The sequence below is a fragment of the Bradyrhizobium sp. SZCCHNR1002 genome, assembly GCF_032381435.1.
Classification (GTDB): domain Bacteria; phylum Pseudomonadota; class Alphaproteobacteria; order Rhizobiales; family Xanthobacteraceae; genus Bradyrhizobium; species Bradyrhizobium aeschynomenes.
This window is the reverse complement of the sequence record NZ_JAUHIS010000011.1, coordinates 169,991-191,842: the sequence shown is the minus strand read 5'-3', so window position 1 is coordinate 191,842 and position 21,852 is coordinate 169,991. Positions and strand designations below refer to the sequence as shown.

The window sequence follows — 21,852 nt, the reverse complement described above, 5'->3', positions numbered from 1 at the left end:
CGCTCGCAACTTTCTCGCGGCAGTCGCACTCGGCTCAACCCGCCTCTGGGCCAGGGCTTATGAGTCCACGCCCTAGTCCTATGGCTTCGCGAAGCCTCACTGCCGACGCAAGGCGGCCGTCACCGGGGGCTTACTCACTATCCGGGTCGGCCGAGGTGCGGACGTGGCGATGATTGCGGCCATCGTCCATGCGCTGAAGGCAAGCCGGTGATCGGCCCGTCCGGAACTGTCCGGGTGATGGTGGCAACCAAGCCGGTCGACTTCCGCAAGGGAATGGAGGGGCTTGCCATATTGGTACGCGAGCACATGCAGGCTGATCCGTTCTCGGGTGCTGTTTATGTGTTCCGTGCCAAGCGGGCGGACCGGATCAAGTTGATCTTCTGGGACGGTACGGGCTTGTGCCTGTTCGCCAAGCGGCTTAAGGAAGGCGCCTTCCGCTGGCCGAAGATCGAGGATGGCGTGCTGCGTTTGTCAGGGGCGGAATTGTCGGCGCTGCTCGAAGGGCTCGATTGGCGGCGTGTCCACGCGGCACGGGAGACGGTCGTCCCGACGCAAGCCGGATAATTGTGGGCCGCGCTGCGGCGAAGTGAATCAGGGGCATCGAGCACGTCGTCAGGCGGGCGCGAATATGCTCTGATTTGCCTGTGAGCGATAACCTTCCTGATGATCCCGAGACACTGAAGGCGATGCTGCTGGCGGAGCGGCACGAGAGCGAGCGGCTGCGCCAGATCATCAAGGAATTGCAGCGTCATCGCTTTGGCCGGAAGGCAGAGTCGCTTCCGGAGGAGCAGATGCTGCTCGGTCTCGAGGACGTTCAACAGGCTACCGCCTGGACGGAAGCCAGCCAAGACGAGACAGCTCCAGAAGGCCGGGCGGAGCGCGCACGCAAGCGCGGCAACAATCGCGGAGCACTACCGGTGCATCTGCCGCGGATCGAGGTCGTGGTCGACGTCGACACCAAGACCTGTCCCTGCTGCAAGGGCGACCTGCACCAGATCGGCGAAGACAAGAGCGAGCGGCTGGACATGGTGCCGGCGCAGTTCCGTGTTGTCGTCACCCGACGTCCCAAATACGCCTGCCGCGCCTGCGAGGATGGCGTCCTGCAGGCCGAGGCTCCGGCCCGCTTGATCGAGGGCGGATTGCCGACGGAGGCCACCGTCGCCCAGGTTCTGGTGTCCAAATATGCCGATCATCTGCCGCTCTACCGGCAGGCCCAGATCTATGCCCGCCAGGGCATCGCTCTCGATCGATCGACATTGGCGGACTGGGTTGGGCATGCCGCCTTCCATCTGCGCCCGCTGCATGAGCGCCTTCTCACGGTGCTTCGCGCGAGGTCCAAGCTGTTCGCCGACGAGACGACGGTGCCGGTGCTCGATCCCGGTCGAGGGCGCACCAAGACCGGCCAGCTCTGGGCTTATGCCGCCGACGACAGGCCCTGGGGCGGCCTCGATCCGCCCGGCATCGCCTATGTCTATGCACCCGACCGCAAGGCCGAGCGGCTGTTCAGCCATCTTGCCGGCTTCAAAGGCGTCCTGCAGGTCGATGGCTATAACGCCTACCCAAAGCTTGCCGAACGTGGCGAGGTCGAGCTCGCCTTCTGCTGGGTGCACATGCGGCGCAACTTCTACGAACTCGCGACAGCCGGCCCCGCTCCGATCGCGAGCGAGGCGCTGAAGTACATCGCCGCATTCTATGCGATCGAGAAGTAGATCCGCGGCCGCAGCGCGGAGGAGCGCCGCCTTGTGCGGCAGCAGAAGAGCCGACCACTGGCCGATGCCTTCGAGGTATGGCTGCGCGCCAAGCTGGCTCTCATCAGCCAGAAGATCAAGCTCGCCGAGGCCATCCGCTACGCCCTCTCGCGCTGGCAGGGGCTCACGCGCTTCATCGAAGACGGTCGCATCGAACTCGACAACAACACAGTCGAACGATCGATCCGTGGCATCAAGCTCAGTCGCAAGAACGCGCTGTTTGCAGGATCCGACGGCGGCGCCGAACACTGGGCTGTCATCGCGTCTCTCGTCGAGACTTGCAAGATCAACGACGTCGATCCGCTCGCCTATCTCACCGACGTCCTGACCAAGATCGTCAACGGGCATCCAAACCGCGACATCGACCAGCTACTGCCCTGGCCCTACCGCGCTCAAGCCCTCAAAGCCGCGGCCTGAGAACGACGCTTACGCGTAAGCGCAGCTCAGCCCGCGCTTGGTCAGGAAGCGCGACTAGCAATTCCTACCTTTAGCAGCGCGTCGAAAGGCTCGACGATCGCCGGATCCAGGCCAGCGGCGCCAGCCTGGAGATGGACCATCCAGCGTGCGTCGTCACGCTGATGGCGTCCGACCAACTATCAGGTGCATAGACCGCTGGTCGAGAAAGTCTATTTTTTTATCTAGTTCTTTATAGGCGGTCTTCAGGGCCCGCGGCCAGTCTTTATACGCATGTCTTTTTTGGACCCGTGATCTTTCATCGATGCAATGGCTCGGAAGCGCAAAGACCGAGGATCGTGCCGATCGGCTCAAACCAAAAGTCGGATCCGACACGACGCCGCTTAATGCATAGCGTCTGGGTGCTCCTGGTCACGAATTCTTGTTCGCGCGCGCGAATGACGATCTCGTTTATGAGATTTCTATCTTTTGGGCCTGATGAAACCTAAGAATTGCGTCCATTAGCGGCGCGAGCGGTCCAAAGTTGCAGCAGACATACAATTCGAACTCACGACTCCATGTTACAACTTCAATGCCACTTGTATCATCCACCATGAACTCGAAATTCAACTTCTCACCCGTCCCCACAACTTCCAGCTCAATTTGGTAGCTGGCCGGAGACTTGCATGTTATCGCGTTTAGTTTACTGGTCATCGGTTCACCACGCTTCGAAAAACAACATTCCCATTCCACACACGTTGAAACTCTTGGATCGTCATACGGTATGCGCTTCCCGCTCCCCACGGATCTCTAATAAGGACATGACCAGCTTTCATTCCGTCGACAACAACCATATGTGATAGCTTTCCGCCTTCGTATAGCTCCGCAGCAAACGGACCTCTCGCCAGCAACGCTCGCAGAGCTTCTGGCCCCACATAGCCACCGCGCCACCCAGCCCCTAGAGCTCCAGCTAGTGCTTTTGAGGACGCCGGGGCGCCGATAGCCCTCATGAGAGCAGCCTGCGATATATTGCTCAACATCTCCCCGCATGCGGCCACACAGGAAGTTGATGTCAATTGCGCGACTGCACCTCCCTCTGTGGCACCGATTGTAGCCCAGGATCCGCCAGCTCCAACCTTCGGTGCAGTCGGAGCCCCCTTAGTAACCAGAAACGGAAGCATTCCAACGAATGCACCTGCTTCAAGTCCAAAGAATGCACCAGTCTTGAAGAGGGTGTCACCACCCTGGAGTCGGCTCGACAACGGATAATTCTCATGGCCAAATAGAGCGTGTTTGAAACCCGCACTAAATCCAGTTGTAAAGCCAACAGCAGGCGCCACAGGCGCCGGCAGTTCCAACCGTCCATTCCCTCCGCCCATTCCTGCCAAGAGATCGATCACGACCGGCCCGAGTGAAGTTGGCGCTGAACTCCCGGCACCAGTTGAGCATCCCCAGCAATAGCTCACAGTCGGAGCAGCCGGTGCACGTGGTTTAGGCGGATCGATAGTTACCGGGGGAAGCTCGGTAGCCGACTGGGAAGAATTGCCGGGGCACGCTGGCATGTTGACGGTTTCGACCGCTTCGCAGTCGCTGTATCCCGATGGATCGACGCGCCGGAGCGGCGTATTCCCCGCATAAGTATATCGATTCCAACCCTGAGAGCTGAGCGGCCGCGGAACAGTGGGGTCGGCGCTGGTCATCCTGGCAAGCGAGGGATCATAGACGCGACCGTTAAGGTGCACGAGCCCACCCACGGATAGCTGCTCTTCGCCAGCGAATCCTCTGCTCGTTTGACTGGTGATACTGCCGGCAGGGTCGTCGGCCCCATTAGGAGACCGCCGCTTGCCCCAAGCGTCGTAGGACAGGCGCTCCTGAATCACCCCGGTCTCGCTGGTAATGACTGCGATCGAGCCAAGAGCATCTGCGTGAAAATAGCGTGTTGACAACGTCTCGGTAGCAGGTTGCGAAAACCGAGCACCGATGATCGAACCACCTACTGAGAGGTAATCTGTCCAACGCATCGATGCGGTGCCGGGGTTGCTAACTTCCGCCATGACACCGAAGGCTGAGACGTAGAGTACCGTTGCCTCCGGGGTAATCTGCTTGAAGCGCTGGTGATCACTATCGTACAAGAATGAAATAGTACGTGAACCCTGCGTGATGCTCGACGGTTTGTCGTACGAAGTGTAGACGAGACTCCGGCCGAGACCAGAGGTCTGATTACCGTTGGCGTCGTAGGTGAAGGCTGTGCTGATCGGCCCGCCTGTGACGCTCATTACGGCATGCGGCTTAGCTGATCCGGACGCAGGATAGCTATAGGTACCGATGTCCGACTTGGCGAGCAGATTGCCAGTCGAATCGTAGGTGAATGTCTTCGACAATGGCGTCGGCGTCAGGTTGACAGTCGCTGACGTCAAGCGGTTCAGCGCGTCATAGATGAAGGTCTCGCTCAGATTATTATTGGCATCAGTCCGCGACAGCGGGTTGCCGCCGCGGTCATAGGTATAGCTGAAGTTATGCACGACCCCACTGAGGCCGGTCGAGATGCCCGTCAGCCGCCCAGTCAAAGCATCGAAGCTGCGCACCGTTGTCAGCCCATTTCCTGCAGTGTCCTGTGTGACCCGCAGCTCAGCATCTGCCGAATTAGCGGTCCAATAGGGGTAACCCGTTGTATCGTCGAGCAGTTGATTAGCGTCACCCAGGCCCGTATAATTGCGACGGGCGGTGAAGCCTGAGGGATAGCTGACCGTCTTCAAGCGCCCGTTGACGTCATAGCTTGCGCCAAAAGTATACGTCGTGCCGTCGATCGTCGTCGCTACCTGGACCGGACGTCCCAACGCGTCGTAACTTGACGTGCGCGAGAACCCATTCGCAGGCCCGCCTGTAATGCTCGTGGATGCGAGCTTACCGATGCCGTGTGCCGCCGTATCATAAGTCCAAACACTGGTCATGTCAGGCTCCATCGTCTGCACCAGACGGTTAAGCCTGTCATAGGTCTGATTGGCAGTCTGCCCCTTTGCATCGGTCTGGCTGACTAGGAGTCCGAGTGCGTTGTAGCTGTAGCTCCAGTTCCCGACGTCGGGATCCGAGGTCGCGATCCTATTGCCCCTTAGATCATAGTTCGCGGACGCCATATTACCGACCGGGTCGGTCGTACGCACGAGATTGCCTACAGCGTCATAGGCGAAGCGCATTGTTAGTCCGAGTGCGTCCGTGACCGACAAAACATTGCCTCTGCTGTCCTGCGTCACCGCGCGGGTATGACCGAGCGCATCTGTCTGGGTGATGGTCAGTCCGCGATAGGCTACCTGCGACACACCTCCATCCGGCTCGGTCCTGGTCAGTGGCCGGCCTAACACATCGTAAGTGAAAGTTGTGTAGCGCGGGGTGGTACCGTTGAGGAAGTATGGCAGGCTCACCTGCGCCGGCCGCCCTAGTGCATCGTAGCTCGTTGTCGCACGAATTGTACTACCATCGAAGCCTTGGCTGTCCCGCGCGATCTCCCGATCCAACAGGCCATAGTAGATGATCTCGTAAGGGGCGTTGACCGTCGCTCCATCTGCGGCATAGGACGTCTCCTCGGTCCGATAGATCCCGCCCGTGGGACAGCCGGCAGTTCCCCCATTGACCCCGCCGCAGAAGCGATAGGCCCACCTGGTTTGAGTTCCATCCGGGCGGATCTCCAGAATCTTCCGGCCCATGCCGTCATATTGCCAGCTCGTCGTCAGACCATTCGGTTCAGTCCGGCTCGTCGGCAGGCCTGAACGCGGATCGTATTGGAAGCTCTCACTGTGCCCTAACGCGTTCGTGTTGGTGACAGCAAACTGCCCCCGCGCATCGTAGTTGCTCGCGCTGCTGCGCGTAACAACGTCGATACCGCTAACGGTCGAAGTCAACACGTTACCGAAATTATCATAAGTGTAGTCCGTCTGCAGGCGAAACGCTGGCGCATCCGGCTCGACAACATGCTGAATCACGAGGCCAGTGCTGGCGTCATAGGCATAGGATGACGTTTGAGTAATGCTACTAACGCCGCTGCCGTCGCCAGGCGGAGTGGAAGTTTGACTGGTCGTATAGGTGACGACGATGATGCCCTGCGCCCCCGCACTTCCGCCGGAACCAAGGCCGGAACGGCCGGCACCACCACCACCATAAAGTCCCGCGGCACCGTTTGCGCCGACCGTCGTACCGCCGCCACCTGCGCCGCTCGCGGCTCCCCCACCTGAACCATGCGTTGCGTCCCACTCCGTGCCAGCACCACCGCTGCCACCAGCATTGTTGACCCAGGCGCTGCCATTCCAATAGCCGGCCCCGCCGCCACCACCGGCAATGCCGTTACTGCCTGGAATGCCCGCCGATCCCGGAGCCCCTCCCCCTGTGCCCGCAGAGTTGTTACCTCCAGCACCGCCGCCAGCACCGTTTGATCCGCCGCCATTGCCACCGCCACCGGCACCTGAGCCATTTTGCCCAGTCGTGCCGCCGCCGCCGCCATTGCCGTTTGGACCTGCAGCTCCGCCTCCGCCACCCCCACCATTACTGGTCGAACCGGATCCCCCGCCGGCACCGCCAGAATAGCGAACAGTCCCCAGCCCGCCTGCCGCAGCACCGCCGGTACCACCGCTCGCTGCAGCGTAGCCGCTGCTTATCGTACCGCCCGCACCACCTTTGGCGCACACCGACTGCGCCGAGCAATTTGCGCCAGATCCGTTGAAGTAGCTGTCTCCGCCGGCCCCCCCAACGCTGCCAACGCTGCCGCCCGAACCACCCGCCCCTATTTGATAGGTAACAATTGAGCCAGGCAGGAGAGACAAATTCGTGATCTTAGAATAGGCGCCACCACCGCCGCCTCCAGCCCCCTCATCGATCGATGAACTCGAGCCCCCGCCACCACCGCCACCGCCACCGATAACCTCAATGGTGTTGTTCGCACTGTTCCAGTAGCTGGGGACGGTCCAAGTCGAACCTGAGGTCAGAAAGATTCGCAGCGTAGAATCTGGCGGCGGAGGAAGAGGCGTATAGGTGACGACGATGATGCCCTGCGCCCCCGCACTTCCGCCGGAACCAAGGCCGGAACGGCCGGCACCACCACCACCATAAAGTCCCGCGGCACCGTTTGCGCCGACCGTCGTACCGCCGCCACCTGCGCCGCTCGCGGCTCCCCCACCTGAACCATGCGTTGCGTCCCACTCCGTGCCAGCACCACCGCTGCCACCAGCATTGTTGACCCAGGCGCTGCCATTCCAATAGCCGGCCCCGCCGCCACCACCGGCAATGCCGTTACTGCCTGGAATGCCCGCCGATCCCGGAGCCCCTCCCCCTGTGCCCGCAGAGTTGTTACCTCCAGCACCGCCGCCAGCACCGTTTGATCCGCCGCCATTGCCACCGCCACCGGCACCTGAGCCATTTTGCCCAGTCGTGCCGCCGCCGCCGCCATTGCCGTTTGGACCTGCAGCTCCGCCTCCGCCACCCCCACCATTACTGGTCGAACCGGATCCCCCGCCGGCACCGCCAGAATAGCGAACAGTCCCCAGCCCGCCTGCCGCAGCACCGCCGGTACCACCGCTCGCTGCAGCGTAGCCGCTGCTTATCGTACCGCCCGCACCACCTTTGGCGCACACCGACTGCGCCGAGCAATTCGCGCCAGATCCGTTGAAGTAGCTGTCTCCGCCGGCTCCCCCAACGCTTCCAACGCTGCCGCCCGAACCGCCAGCCCCTATCTGATAGGTAACAACTGAGCCCGGCAGGAGAGGCAGATTCGTGATCTTGGAGTAGGCGCCACCACCGCCGCCTCCGGCTCCCTCATCGACCGACGAACTCGAGCCTCCGCCACCACCGCCACCGCCACCGATAACCTCAACGGTGTTGCTCGCACTGTTCCAATCATCCGGAACCGTCCAGCTTGATCCGTTGGTGAGAAAAATCTGTGTCGCACGTGCCGTCGAAGGCACAGCCGCGCTGACCAAGAGGACAATAGCCAAGCCATTCAACTTCGAGAACAGACCGAAACGCGACATTCGCGTCTGCACATTCAGCATGAGCAATTCCTCTGGTACTCAGCAACGAGCTAATGTCATCAACGTGTTTAGCTCGCGCACGAGCATGCCACCTCTACTATTGCCCTGCTCCGGCAGCTACCGACGCACTCTTGCGGCGCCGTGGTGGCCCACCAACAGTTTAGGAACCACCCCGACTAGCAGGCCGCCGCTTGGGTCGCGGCAAACTATCGTACAGCTTTAGTTGTTACCGACTTCAACAGCTTTCCGATGTACCACATCGATGGTTCGTTCGAATAAGTACTGACAACCGAGCTGCTGAAGCCATCCGAAGTCGACACAACGGTTTTTATCGCATTTCCATAGCTGTCGTACTGGATATTGGTCACCGCCGACGGAAGCACCGCCCCGTCAAGATCGAGCGCATCGCGCGCCACTTTCGTTAACTGGACGCGGAATGGAGACCCGGGAGCGCCACCTGCTGCCGCAGAAGTCGCACCAACCGCCTCGTAACTGTTGATTGTACGAATTAACAGCTGCTCACCTAAAGCACCGTCGTTCGATGCAACCAGCCCGACGAAAGGAAAATCCTGCCGGTATTCTGTCGTTTCGGATACGCCCGTCTGCTGGATTGATTTCTTGATACTCCGAAACCCGAGCATACCCCTGCCAGTTTGATCAAGCCTTGCCCCGGCGTAGCTATAGCCAACCGAAGAAGTTCCGCCGACACCGTCCGGTCCGACGATGCGAGAGACTACGTAAATGTCCTTCTGAACGTCCTGAATTGGATACGTCGACCCAACGTCCTTGGCATAAATGCCGCCGGCCGCTAGAGATTGGTATTGAACCTCATTCATTCCACCAACAACGGTGTAGATTGAACTCACGCGATCCCCAACTGGACCAGCCCTGAGATAGCTGTACTGATAACCATAGATAGCGCTGTTTACGAAACGATAGTCAGTTAAGCCGTCGCCATTTACGTCGCCAGCAACGAGAAAATATGAATCCGGAACATCTCCCGACAATGCCTGCGCCAAACCACTAAACGTTCCATCGCCTCTACTGAGGAAGGAATACCTATTTCTTCCATATACAATCTCAAAGTCAGCCTTTGCGTCGCCATTAAAATCACCGACTACCGCTTGAATTTGTGCGCCAACCAAAGCACTCCACGCCCAACCATTCGGCGTACCCTGCGTTTCCGTCTTAAATGTCGCATCTCCCTTACTTGTAAAAAGATGATAGTAAGGTCCGCTATTAGTATCCAGCAAGATAAAATCAGTGCGCCCGTCGCCATTGAAATCACCAGTTATAGGCAGATACGCACCATAAAAGGACCGCAAGAGCGCCTGGCTTGAGCCGGCAAAAGAGCCATCGCCATTCGAAATCATCACATATAGCCGCGGGTCGTTGAACCCATTGATAATGAGAAAGTCCGTCATTCCGTCTCCATTAAAATCTCCAACGATGGAGATCGGCGCAAATCCACCCGAAGGCGGCGACTGGTTAGCACCGCCCACCAGAACGCCGGTCCGATAGCTAAATGTTCCATCCCCGTTACTCATAAACACGAATTCACTACTTCCAAGAATTAGCAAATAATCTGATCGACCGTCGCCGTCAAAATCGCCGACCACTGGGATGAAACTTGCAGCAAAATAATTAGACCATTCCCACCCAGCAGGTTTTGCTTGCAACTGCACCCTGAATGAACCATCCCCATTACTTAAAAAAACGTACTGGTAAGGACTCCCAGTGGTACCGACTAGAGCAAAGTCATCACTACCATCACCATTGAAGTCCCCCGAAATTGGCACGGTAACCAGACCAGACGCGTCGATACCCCAATTACCACTATTCTCGAACTCCTGTGTTTGCACAGAGACAGCACCGTCAGTAGAGCTGACGAAAACGAAAATCTGCAAAAGATTGCTACGCGGATAATCATTTGTGATTACAAGATAGTCGATCTTGCCATCGCCGTTGAAATCACCGCTGATAGGACTACTCCCTTGCATCGAGCTCGTAACCAACGCGAATGGCAAACCTTGACCAATACCCGTGAAGGCTCCATCACTTGCACCGTTGGCCCAACCGAACGTTGTAGGCGGAAGACAGTCACCCGAAGCGCAAAACGAAACGGAAATGAGCTCGCTACGACCTGTCGGACCGCTTTGCTGATAACTGAAATGGAGATTGGACACTTCGCCCGTCCCCACAATTCCTTTTATGTCCGCCAAACGCACCCTCAACTGCGACATCGAGCCGGCCTCGTATTGCGTCACCAAGTCGGGCCTAGATTCGTAGTTAAACACAACCGCGTTGTACGGCTGCACACCGGCAGAAACATTTCCGGCGTAGTCGACACGACTCGGATAGAGTTGACCGGTCGGCACATCTCTTACGTAGCTGACGGTGTAGTAATTTGCAGTTGAATCACTCACCTTGTTTACTGCCCATACTTTAGGCTCGACTTTCCCTTGCAGTAGAAGCTGCGCATTGTTGCCACTTCCATATTCGAAAATGGCGCCAGACTTCGTATGAACCTCAAACCAGGCCGGCCCGCTCCCCGTCACTCCGTGAGATATTACTTTGGCAAACATATCGATTTCGGTGCGATATTCCGTGCCATCGGCCCCGTAGGCTCCATTGATGGCCACCAGCCGTCGACCATCCAAACAAAACCTGTCATTCGCATCGAAATTGATGCCGCCCCGAACTCCGTCCTGAGCAATTGTTCGTGGGCAGCGAGAGATGGCCGAGAGCCCTCCGAGCGACCAGCCCAAGCCGAGAAGCCCATTGCCACCTTGACTGTTGTAGTGCAGAGATAATGAAGGACTCAAGCCAGCTCTACCGGGTGGCAGCGCCAGCGGAATGGTGTAAGTCGCCGCTCCAGCTTGATTTATAGCAAATTGCCCATCCAACGACATCGTTCCTGCGTCTGCAAGGGTCGAATAGAAGAGGCACAGCACTCCTGCTAAAGCACCACGAGCGCCGTGGCGCATATGCGATCGACGATCGATGATCGGCGTAGCGCCATTCAACATTCCAAGCCCCTCGATTCCAAATCCGTGAGTCTAGAAGACGCCAACCTTGTTCGACCATCAATAGGCCGAGTGGTTTATCCACGCCTTGACGTTTAGAACTCCACAAAACACACGTGGATATTGCTCTTATTCACTCCGCCCGCATTGCGCGCAAAGACGAAAGGCGATGGATCTTCTGATTTGGGGAGAACACTGAGTGCCGGTTCTACGTGTGTTGATTAAATGTTGGGGCCGCTCCTTCTGGGCCGTGCCTTCTGGTGCTTGCCGATCTCCGTGTGAGCGTTAGCCTTGAATGTCCTGGAGGCTCCATATGGGGCAGCGGGATTATCGTCATTCATGATCGATCGCCTTCGGCAACTCTGTTGAGGCAATCTCATGACAAGCGGCGTCGCCCGCGATCCGATCTGCACGGGGCTCGCGGGCGGCGACAAGGCGCTTGCCGATCGGTTGATGCGGATCGAGCGCCGGATCGTCGCTCTCGAACAGCAAGGTCAGGAGACCAACACGCGGGTCCATTTAATCGACAAGACCGCGCGTGATCTGCTTGCGATGTTCGAGGCGCTGTTGCAGGCCCTGACCGCCAAAGCTCTGGGAAGGCAGCATGACCCGGTGTTTGGGGATCATTTGCTTTCTCGCTGCCATGGGCTGCTTTGCGGTTGCGGCGAGCACCTGGTATCTCGGGTTCGAGGTCTGGCCGCCGAGCGCCACGCTGGCAGACGGAAGGAGCGCTCAATTCGAGCCAGCAGACATCGAAGTCTGCATCAAAGGGCGTGGCATGGCCTGGCTGGGAGACCGCTCCGGCGAGGCCGATTGGCAGGCTTGCCAAGACTCGCTCACGCGATATCAAGCTCTGACCGGCTTCGAGCTTGGCTTCTGGAGCGTCATCGGCGCCAGTCTTGCGGGCCAACTGGCGCTGTTCGGGCTTGCGCTGAGTCTTCGATCGATTCGGTTTCGCTCAAGGTCGTTCGCGGAGCACGCTGCAAACCGGCCGCCATGGCCTGATGGCGTTCGCCCGGGCGGCCATTCCGCGCCACATCGAGCGCGCTTTCTCCAAGCCCCGCCGGGCGATTGAGGAAGTCGTGAAAGCCCACGGCTACAGCAGGCCACAGGGAATGGAGCTGCCAACCTTGCGCACGCGCGCCCCAAGAGGGATGCCAAGCTCAGCGAACTCACCGGCCATTGGCAAGCCGAGGCCAAGGCGCTGGGCCTTGATCTCGGTAGGAGGGTGAGGCCAAGCCCGCTGGCCGGTCGGCCAACCAGCACAGGCGTGAGCCCCGGTCTGTTAGACCAACCCAGCATCAAAGCGTCGCCCAATCGGCTCTCGCCGCGGCCAAGTGCTCCGCACGATGGACCAGTCGGCCGGCATGTCTGGGGTCAGGATCAAGCTCCGCCACCGTGAGCATGAGCGGGATTGACCGAGAGTCGGGAAGACGATTCCCGGGCCGGCGTCGGCCTCTGGATCGCTGCAAACGGACACGTCGGCGGGAGCAGCCCCGCCCGTTCGCAATCGATCCGCGCCCTCCCCCGGAAACGACTGGCGAGCTTCGAGTTCAGATCGCGACAGCTGACGCTTTGGGTGCAACTAAACCCGAACAAGCTCACCACAAGCTCGAGACTGAGACCTGAATTCGTTCGTATACGCGTCCAAGCGTCTGCAAGTTGTTGACCCATCTTGATCTATTTGATGCTTAGGGAACTCTGCTGTATTCGCTCGATCCTTCTTTCGTAAACACCGCTCAACAGGATCTTTTTGCTTAGCCCCAATGTGATAACCGCGTGCGGCTCGCGAAGCGTCAGCACCACAGGTGCATAGGGTGTGAAAAATCTCTTCCCTTCCTTTCTTGAGCCTTGGCTTGGCTTCTCGTGTTCTTCCGAGGCTTGTGGATCAGCCCGAGCTCAGCCGCCACGTCGCATAGGTCTTGCGATCAGAGCGTCGATCAGGCCACTGCGACGCAGCCAACGAGCTGCGGTCCAAGCCCGGAATTCGTGTCGTTTATGTGCAGAACAATGAAACGAAGTTACCTTCGACGACTGCACGTCCGACGATCTCTCGGCAGTCCGACTGCAGACCGAATACACTTATTGGCGCTGACCAATGTCGATCATGACCAATCTGACAACGTTGGTCCAAAGAGATGCAGCGCTCGCAGGACCAAGGTTGAAGCCATTTCCCAGCGCGTCCACGCCGGCGCTGCGACTGACTTTCTTCGCAGCCACTGCAAGCGAGGTGTCGTATGTTCGGCAGGCTCTCAGCAGGACGTGAGCGTCAGCAACGTTACTGCAGGCCGACGTCCTAGCCGTCGCGTGACGTCGCGAAGTCGCGACAGCCGACGATCTTGTGAGATAGCGCAACCCCCATGCTTCAAATACGTCGGACGGATCCGTCCCTCCATTTGGAGGTCGTCCTTGGGATCCACTGTTGGATTCTTCTTCTGTTGCGAGCCGGGCCGGAGGCCCGGCGAGCTCCGGCCGTTTGCACGCAGCTGCCCCGCCGATCGAGCCTGCCCAGGCGACGACGCTGCAGATCGGGGCTACAGAAGGCCGCGCAACCGATGTCACCCGACTGCGCGGCTGTTGCTCAGATGGCGCGCTCCATCAGGCGCCTGGCCTTGCCTTCGAGGTCGAGCCTGGCGTCCTGATGCGCCTTGCCGCGCGCAACGGCGGTGATGCCCTGTACAAAGTCAAAGATGCTCTCCGGCTTGCGATTCTCCTCACCGAGAACGGCTTCAATGACCTTCGATGTCTCGGCTTTGGAAAAGCCATTCTTCCGCAGAAAGCTGTCCCGGTCCTCGTCCGTGCGGGCAACGATCCTCTGCCGGGCGGCTGCAATGCCGGCAACGAACGGCGCAGGCGAGGAGTTGGCAAAGTTCGTCAATGCCGGTGCCGCCTCATGGGCAAAGCGCTGCGCGGCAAACTTCGAATGGCGGATGGTGATCTGCTCGAAATTCTCCACGCCCCAGAGATTGCGGTTCATGCAGACGGCGCGGAGATAGAAGCTCGCAATGCCGAGCGTCTTGCTGCCGACCTCGGAGTTCCAGCAATAGAAGCCCCGGAAATAGACATCCAGTGAACCGTCCGGCAGCCGCCCCGCCTCGATTGGATTGGTATCATCCACCAAAAACAGGAACACGTCGCGATCACTGGCATAGAGCGTGGTCGTGTCCTTGGTCACGTCCACGAACGGATCATGAGTCATGGTTGCCCAGTCCAGCACGCCCGGCACTTTCCATCGTGTGTCACCGGTGCCGTTACCTGCTATCTGCATGACGGCGGCGACCAGTTCATGATCCCAGATACGGCCGTAGTCCGGCCCGGTGACGGCGCGAAGCTCGATACGGCCGCTGTCCGCTTCCAGCGTCTTGACCAGCTCGGCACGGTGAGACAACAGCCCATGCTGCAGGTTGATGGCCGATAAAGGAGCGGGCAGTTGCCGCAAGTAGGCGGCGGGTGCGCCGACCAGCGTGCACAACTGCCCAAAGCTCCAATGCGTTGGCGCGACCGGTTCGTCACGACCGGGTACAATCAAGGCCAGCCGCTCGGTGTTGTCGCGGGCAGCTTCGACGCGAATGGATCGGCTCTCGACGGTGCGGGCCTGGGCGCAATCAGCCCGGCTGCGGACGGCGTCATAGAGGTCCGGCAGGTTCAGATATCGCTCATCATCAGGACGGGCAAACCACTCCGACGACACCCGGCCAATGCGCTGGCCACGCGAGATGTCCACCCGGAAGCCACCCGAAACCTTTTGTCCGCCGTGCTGAGCAACTGTCACGTTCATCGTCATCTCCTGTCAGGTTGAAGCGCAGCGCTGCGCTGCAACCCTGCCCGTCGGCGAGACCTGGGGTAGCAAGGGCAAGGGCGGCCGGAGTGGAGGGGGATCACCCGCCTGACAAGGGCGCGCGAGATCCGCGCGCGTCTGCACGCGCCGTTCCAGTGTGAGACTCTTGCAATCGATGGGAGGCGCGGAAGACCGGGGAAACCGCTCCGGCCGGCACGTTGTCGTGCTTCACCCTTGCCCGCGCGAGGGCGGAGCCCTTAGCAATCCCTCTTCAGAAAAAGAGCCTTGGCCTTCCTTCCAGACGGCGATGAACACGCAGAAAGCCCCACCTCCTTCGGAGGCAGGGCGGATGATCCAGCGTTGGATCAGTCACCGCTGCGGCGCGACCAGATGAGCGTAAAACCGTCGTCGCCGTCGACCTTGACCAGTGAGGCGTAGATCGGCGCCGGGAAGCTCGGATCGTCGAGCTTGACCGAGAGATATTCGCGATCGCTGTCGCGGGTGGTCTTTTTCCAGGCCGCGCCGAAATCCGTTGCACCTGAGAAGATGCGATAATCGGGCGCCTTGTCATTGTCCTTTTCGGACGCGACGAACTTGGCCTTGATGTTGAGCGTCAGCGTCTTGATCGTGCCGGTGTAGCCGTTGTCCGATGCAGTGAAGGTACCGATGGTCGCCATGGTGGTCTCCGTCTGTTTGCTCGAGCCGCGCCCATCGCGGCCTCGATGGCGGTCCTTGGCCCGGGGAGCGATCGGCCCGCAGCCGTCAGGCCCGCAGCGCCAGTGGAGGACGGTGAGAGCCGGCTTTTTTGACTTGTCGCGAGGAATGCCGCCGCTTGGCGGCAGGGGAAAAAAGCCGGCATAGCCGTTGCGGGAAGGCGATCGAGGCTTTGGCCGGCCCTCGGGCCCGATCAGCCCATTCGAGGTCGCGTCGAACGCGGCGCCACCGACACACGGACGCGAGACAACCATGACGACCGGACCTGACGCCGCACACGGATACGACCAAAGCTGCAGCGGTCGAAGGATTCAGACACACGCGAAGCAACAGCCAGGATGTCCCATCCAAGCCAACGCAAGCCAGACTGTTCGGGTGGCTACCAGCCGGATTGCAGAGGACCCGATGTTGCCTGCGCAACCGATCGTGTCGCATGGTTCATGGCAATGCCGCCGGCCCAACCGACGATATCATCGCTGGTCGAGACGGACGGCTACCGATTTGGATATCCGCCCACGCGCCGTCGACGGCTGGTTCGGACCTCGCGTTCACAGGTCACACGAGGTTGGGTGATTGCGTTACGCCGTCACTGATCTTGCGTGACACCGTCACGACAACCGATCGGCCGCGCGCCGGTCAGGCGCGCGGCCGAATCTCAATACAGCGCCGGAGCCGCTCTCGCGGCTCCGGCGCCATTTCTCACTCGGCAGCTGCGGGAAAGCTCGCGCCGGTCTGATCGTTAGGCGTTTCGCCTACACCCTCCCGATCCGGTTTGGGCGTCCGCAACAGCGCCGGCAGCCAACCGGTCGCAGCCAATAACTGCTCGGCAGCATCCGCCATGTCGCGCTTTTTCATATCCGCGATCCGCTCGGCGGCTTCCGTGCCCGCCCCTTCCCGCTCGGCGTCCAGAATGCGGGCCTTGGTGACACGGCCAAGATAGCTGCGCGCCGTTGGCCGCCAATATCCGGTCATGTCCAATTCAACCGCTTGCGCCAGCTGGTCGGCTACGGCCAGGGCGCGCGGCCGCCGCTCCCAAGGCAGCTTGACCGCATTGACGGTCAGCGCAACGCAGTGTGCGAACAGAGCCATGCGGCTGTCCTGATCGAGGTCGACCACAACGCTCCACAGGTCGGCAACGTCGCGCGGCAGCTGCCTTGCCCAATTGGCGTGGCGATCCGCCCACGCCTTCCAGGGCGCGGTATCCTCGATCCCATCGGCATGGGATGCCAGATCGGTCCTGACCGGCTGAATGCCGACCACATGCGCGTTGGCGCCGACGTAGAAGATTTGCGCGGCGAGCGCGTGGGTCACGGCGACAATGGCGATGTCCGGCTGTTCGCTCAAATTGAGCCGCAGCCCCAAGGTGCGGTAAGCTGTGAGGTCGCGGACAAGCAGGTCCGACAGTGGACAATCCTCCTCCTCGTCGTCGGTCGCGCTCTCCTCACCCTCCTCCCCACCCTCAGCAGCTTCGCCCTCCGCGCCGTCGGCCTCCAGCAGCTCCGAGGCCTCGCCGGTCTTCTCCGGCTGCGATCGCGGCTTGTCCTCCTCAGGCCGGATGAAGCCGCGTTCGATGCGAAGGTCACCGTCATGGCCGAGGATGACAAAGGCGCCGCCACGGACGACATCATCGGGGTCGTAAGCGTGCCGTTTAGCCTCCAGCCGGTCGATCTCCGCCTCAAGCTCGCAGAACCTGACATCCACCTGATTGGGAATTTCGTCGACCTTCTGATGCCATTCGGATAACTGCGCGACCTCGTTCTGCGCTGCCTCCAGTGCCGCCTGATCTTCCGCCGACAGATCGACCTGATGCGGGTAGACCCGCCGCAAGCCATGGGCATGCGGGAAATCCAGATGGGACTCCGTCCACTTCCAACCCTCCGCTGCCCGTAGCGCATCGGCTTCACAGCCAAGTTTGGCCATCACCAGCAGATCGAGCAATGCCACATCTTCCAGATACCCGCCGCGATCCTCGGTGAACAGGTCCCGCAGGACGGTCCCGCCCGCCTCCACATAAACCTCGATCCCAACAAATCGCGCGCGCCGGTCGGTGGCCGGGACATGGGTTTCGGTCAGCAGACGGCGGATCGAGCTGGCGTCGCGATGATAGGACAGCCGGTCAAACACGGCCTCCTGACGCGCGTGGTCCTCGGTGAGGGCAAACGCCATCAGCTGTTCAAGGGTTAGATCGCCGTCGCGATAGACCTGCATCAGCCTTGGTGAGACGCCGGCCAACCGCAGCCGCTGCCGCACCACCTGGGCCGTCACGCCAAAGCGGGCCGCGATCTCCTCGGCGCCAAAGCCGCGTTCGTCGGCGAGCCTCTTGAACGCCTCGAACTGGTCGGCGGGATGCATGGTCTCCCGGGTGACGTTCTCGTCGAGGCTGATCTCGTGGGCATCGTTGGCGGTGTCGACAATGCAGCGGATCGGCTCGATCTTCTTGATCTCCTTCCGCTTCACGCGCAGGAGCTGGGCCAAGCGCCTGCCCTCGCCGACGGTCACGAGATAGAACCTGGTCGCCGCACCTTCCGCGTCAAACTCCGGTTCAACGACCAGGTTCTGCAGGATACCCTTAGCGGCAATGCTCGCCGCCAGGGCCTCGATCGCAGCCTCGCTGTGCGGCGTCTTGCGGGCGTTCTTCGGGGACTTCTTGAGCCTGTTGAGCGGAATGAAAATCTCAGTCCCGCTCTCCACAATGGTTTCGACTGATTTGGCCGACATGATCAATCTCCCTTGTCTGGTTTGATAGGCGCAGCGCGCACTCCGCGCCTGCGCCCCTGCCCGTCGGCGAGACCGGAGGTAGCAAGTGCCAGGGCGACCTGAGCGGAGGGGGATCACCCGCCTGAAGGGCCGCTCGCTAGAAGCGGGTCTGCACAAGCGCATGACTGGCCGCGACGATTCAGGACGTGAGGGAGCGCGGAAGACCGGGGAGACCGCTCGGGTCGGCGCCGGCTTGCCGGCGCTTCACCCTGGTGCGCGCGAGGGGCAGCGCCCCATAGGCCTTCAACAGAGAAAAGAAGCGTATGGGCGGAGCGCCAGCGAAGACCACTCGCGGGTCGCAAGACCGGTTAAGAGGGCAGCCGTAGGAGCGTCAGCATAGCGCCGCCGAAGGCGGGACGCGGGACCGACTGCCCCCGGCGAACGACTCAAGAGCATCGCGACGTGTTAGAATCAATTTTGCATTTATGATTTTATGGTATCGTCTCGTTGTTGAGCATGTCGATGCACGGCGTGCGCACGTTCACTGAGCGAAAAGTCTCATAGGACGACATGGCTAAGAAAGCGAAGAAGGCAAAGAAGGCCGCCAAGGCAGCCACCAAGAAGGTGGCTAAGAAGACTGCCAAGAAGAAGAAGTAGTCGCTCCCGCGACTGAGAGATTGCGCCTCGGGTCGCACCCCGGACGCAAAGCGAAATCTCTCCCAAAGGCCTAAAACGTCCTTTGCAGCGGTACGGTTTCGCGGAAACGTAAGATGAGGCCGGACCTTTGCGCAGGCGACTGCTGCACAAAGGTCCGGTTTTTCGTTTCTGGCGCGGAGGGCATGATCTGCTCTTGCGCGAAGGATCGATGCCGCAGGCCGCGACGCTCTTGCGGCGCGGTTCACGAGAGCCTGGTCCGCGGAATGCGGACGCGCCCCTACCGAGATCTATTTTTCTGCAACCAGATCCAGATTCGCCGTTAGGATCGAAATAGCAACCACCTCCAGCGGAAACAGACAGCCGTCGATACGTCGAGTCGGAGAGCCGATGAAGTCTAATCGGCAGATCACCGCCCCTCTAAACGCCGCTGATTATACCGCAGTTTGTGATCCGTCGTCCTCAAACCCACGGTTTGAAACTACGGTCAACACTTTGCTGCAATATCATTCGCCCGAGATTCGAAGCGTGATGACGACTGAGCTTCAGACGTTTCGTGAACTCCTGCGGCCGGGCGATAGGCTTGTGGTCATGAGGATCGATCGGCCCGCCCGCAGCATCGGAGACCTCTCGGATATCGTGCGCCCTGAAGTACTGAGCAGCGACCCGCTCAGAATACTTCACGGGGTCTATCGCGGACCAGCATTCCTAACGGCCATTTCCGACTCTTCAGCTACGAATCCGTCGTTTGCTTGTGTAGGCTTCGGGCGCGATCTTCGCGCGGGCGGATCGATAAACAGATATCAAAAGCCCAACGAGAATTGGAGCGCTGCGACGCGCCGCAAGACTCGACGGACGAAGCAACGGCCTCGACCTCGAGCACTCCGCCAGTCAACCAATCGAGATTGCGGAGCATCGAAACTCTGTAGTTCCTGAGGACAGCGGATATTCCACCCTCCAATCTGATCAATTTATGCCCGCACAAGACGACTGTCTTCGCTCAGGGTGATCCAAAAACCACGGTTGAAATCTACGGGCTCGCTTGATGGCCTCGGAAAAGTGGGCACCCGGAGCCTCCCAAATTCGCATAGCGCACCTTATACTAACCTCACCATGGCACTTCGGCAGTCGCAGTTGTGGCGATCGAGCCATTTTGAGTCTGGCGAGCTCCATCCTGAGTCTGGCTTCAGAAACTGGGCTGGACGGCTCTGCGGGTTGGCAGCAGATCTCCGACCCGGTCTACAAAAGCCGCCTTGCAACGATTTTTCTAGACTTGGTGTGTGCGTCCGGCCGAACCTGATTGCTGCCGCTGGGCTACCAAATTTCCGTTTGCTAAATTTCTAAGATGCAGGCGGCATATCAGAGAACAGCTCGCGCACTGACTTGCGAAGATAGAGCGCGATCGTCTTCTGCTGCTCGCCTGTCGCCTGCGTCTTCCCCGATAGGATAGATCGGGTCACGTCTTCTGTTGTACCGAGATAGTCCCCCATCGCCTTCAGCGAAAGATCTGGTGTCCCAAGCAAGGCGTTGATGTCCTCCCTAGCCCACCGCAAAGGCTCGGCCGACGACTCCGCCCCGAAGAACTTCGCCCCCCGTTCCTGAACCGATGCGATGGCGTTCTCTGACATGAGGCCAGATATAATGGCAATGAAGGAAACGAAATATGGGTTGATAGGTGCCTCGCCTCCGAATTTGGAGGCATCCGCGATAACCGGGACGCCGGCTTTCGCGACGATGAATATTACAAGCGCGGTGATCGCGCCGACGCAGATGCGCAAAAAGTAGCTGCCCGGCTTGTCGATCCGGTTCTTTACGAAGAACGCATGGGTGATCTGTAGCGCGCTACCCAAGAGACCCATCAGAATGACCAGGCACAGCGTCAAAACGTCCGGCTGAGCCGTTATTAGCTTGTTGTGGAGTCTACTGAACCATCCGGCGGTCGGCTGAAGTTCGTACAACGCGCTCTCGATCTTCGACCGACTGGTTTCGTCGATATTCGATTTAATCGTTCCGAAGAGTGCATCGAGGGACGCTTTGCTGCCCTCCAGCGCAGACTTCAGATTGCTGATCTGATTGACGACTGCCGCGTCAGCCGCTCGTTTGAAGGTTCGCTCTGCAAGAGCCGACACGAACTTCGAATAGATATCCCTTAACTTGGTCAAATAGGGAACCAATTCGGAATGCGTACGCAGGGTTTGGTCCGCAGCCTCGATGCGCCCCATTTGTTCGGCCGGCGATTGACCGGAGATGGCGGCCGAAAGATCGGGATCGAACGGCCTGGCTCGGAAGTTGAACTGCTCTAGAAGCGAAACCAATTCGTCGCGCGTGACGTCGTACTGGCTTTCAGCCGCGGTCTTCTGACCGCTCGTCTCGGCCCGTCTGATCTCGGCATTTCCGAGGGCATTGCTCTGTTGCCGCTGCTGGTCGCGAATGGTGACCCACTGCTGGCGCACAGCATCCAGCTTCCAGATGCTCAAGCTAACGCCCTCTATGGCGAGACTGGATATACGCGACTGTGTCAGCGTGGCGGACAACGCAAAAATACACGCGACACCGATAGAGAGGGTGATTACGATAAGGGCCAAGCTCGCGGATATGGACCTCAACGTGATGGCATTTCCGGGCGTTATGTCCTTCGGAAAATCGCTCATTTATCCCGCCTGTTGCTGGTCTGCGTCCCGATGAGCGCACTGGAAAATTAAGTTCACCGACCGCATGCAGCCGGAACGCACCTTTTTGTGATATTACAACTATATGTAGAAGATTTCGCACGGCGTCAAGAACGCTGGCGATCTCTCAGAGATCGCCATATGAAGTGACTTGCGATT

At 59.7% G+C, this 21,852-nt stretch carries 9 protein-coding genes and 1 pseudogene; 3 read left to right on the top strand and 7 right to left on the bottom strand.

All coding sequences use genetic code 11. From position 1 onward, the window contains the following. The first annotated feature begins 207 nt into the window (after nt 1–207). Entirely contained in the window at nt 208–564 is a 357-nt protein-coding gene (gene tnpB, locus QX108_RS33305) for an IS66 family insertion sequence element accessory protein TnpB (protein ID WP_315786582.1), read from the top strand. 122 nt (nt 565–686) lie between these two features. After that, nucleotides 687–2,165, top strand: a pseudogene (tnpC, locus tag QX108_RS33300) (IS66 family transposase). A gap of 686 nt (nt 2,166–2,851) precedes the next feature. Here tnpC and QX108_RS33295 read toward each other — a convergent pair. The 3 genes from QX108_RS33295 to QX108_RS33285 form a co-directional block, all read right to left on the bottom strand. Next, nucleotides 2,852–8,176 carry an RHS repeat-associated core domain-containing protein gene (locus tag QX108_RS33295; protein WP_315799637.1) on the bottom strand — a complete coding sequence of 1,775 codons (5,325 nt, stop codon included), beginning with the start codon at nt 8,174–8,176 and terminating at the stop codon, nt 2,852–2,854. Nucleotides 8,177–8,361: 185 nt separating this feature from the next. Next, nucleotides 8,362–11,184, bottom strand: coding sequence for an FG-GAP-like repeat-containing protein (locus QX108_RS33290; protein ID WP_315786578.1), 2,823 nt, complete (start codon nt 11,182–11,184; stop codon nt 8,362–8,364). 330 nt (nt 11,185–11,514) lie between these two features. Next, entirely contained in the window at nt 11,515–11,673 is a 159-nt protein-coding gene (locus QX108_RS33285) for a hypothetical protein (protein ID WP_315786575.1), read from the bottom strand. A 112-nt stretch (nt 11,674–11,785) separates the two neighbouring features. Here QX108_RS33285 and QX108_RS33280 point away from each other — a divergent pair, with 112 nt between their 5' ends. After that, nucleotides 11,786–12,256, top strand: a complete 471-nt coding sequence (locus tag QX108_RS33280) for a hypothetical protein (RefSeq protein ID WP_315786570.1) — start codon at nt 11,786–11,788, stop codon at nt 12,254–12,256. 1,506 nt (nt 12,257–13,762) lie between these two features. Here QX108_RS33280 and QX108_RS33275 read toward each other — a convergent pair. From QX108_RS33275 to QX108_RS33255, 4 genes are all read right to left on the bottom strand, one after another. Next, complete coding sequence (locus QX108_RS33275; RefSeq protein WP_315786567.1) at nt 13,763–14,959, bottom strand: DUF932 domain-containing protein; 1,197 nt, start codon at nt 14,957–14,959, stop codon at nt 13,763–13,765. Between the two features lie 365 nt (nt 14,960–15,324). Beyond that, on the bottom strand, nt 15,325–15,636 hold the full coding sequence (locus QX108_RS33270) for a DUF736 domain-containing protein (protein WP_315786564.1): 312 nt from the start codon (nt 15,634–15,636) through the stop codon (nt 15,325–15,327). 736 nt (nt 15,637–16,372) lie between these two features. After that, entirely contained in the window at nt 16,373–18,391 is a 2,019-nt protein-coding gene (locus tag QX108_RS33265; RefSeq protein ID WP_315786561.1) for a ParB/RepB/Spo0J family partition protein, read from the bottom strand. A gap of 1,973 nt (nt 18,392–20,364) precedes the next feature. Next, the gene (locus QX108_RS33255) at nt 20,365–21,675 is read right to left on the bottom strand and encodes a hypothetical protein (protein ID WP_315786559.1); all 1,311 of its coding nucleotides are present in this window, start codon (nt 21,673–21,675) and stop codon (nt 20,365–20,367) included. Nucleotides 21,676–21,852: the final 177 nt, after the last annotated feature.

Coding starts and splice junctions, on each gene's coding strand:
- QX108_RS33295 (WP_315799637.1), bottom strand. CDS start 8,176: ATGCTGAATGTGCAGACGCGAATGTCGCGTTTCGGTCTGTTCTCGAAG.
- QX108_RS33290 (WP_315786578.1), bottom strand. CDS start 11,184: ATGTTGAATGGCGCTACGCCGATCATCGATCGTCGATCGCATATGCGC.
- QX108_RS33280 (WP_315786570.1), top strand. CDS start 11,786: ATGACCCGGTGTTTGGGGATCATTTGCTTTCTCGCTGCCATGGGCTGC.
- QX108_RS33275 (WP_315786567.1), bottom strand. CDS start 14,959: ATGAACGTGACAGTTGCTCAGCACGGCGGACAAAAGGTTTCGGGTGGC.
- QX108_RS33270 (WP_315786564.1), bottom strand. CDS start 15,636: ATGGCGACCATCGGTACCTTCACTGCATCGGACAACGGCTACACCGGC.
- QX108_RS33265 (WP_315786561.1), bottom strand. CDS start 18,391: ATGTCGGCCAAATCAGTCGAAACCATTGTGGAGAGCGGGACTGAGATT.
- QX108_RS33255 (WP_315786559.1), bottom strand. CDS start 21,675: ATGAGCGATTTTCCGAAGGACATAACGCCCGGAAATGCCATCACGTTG.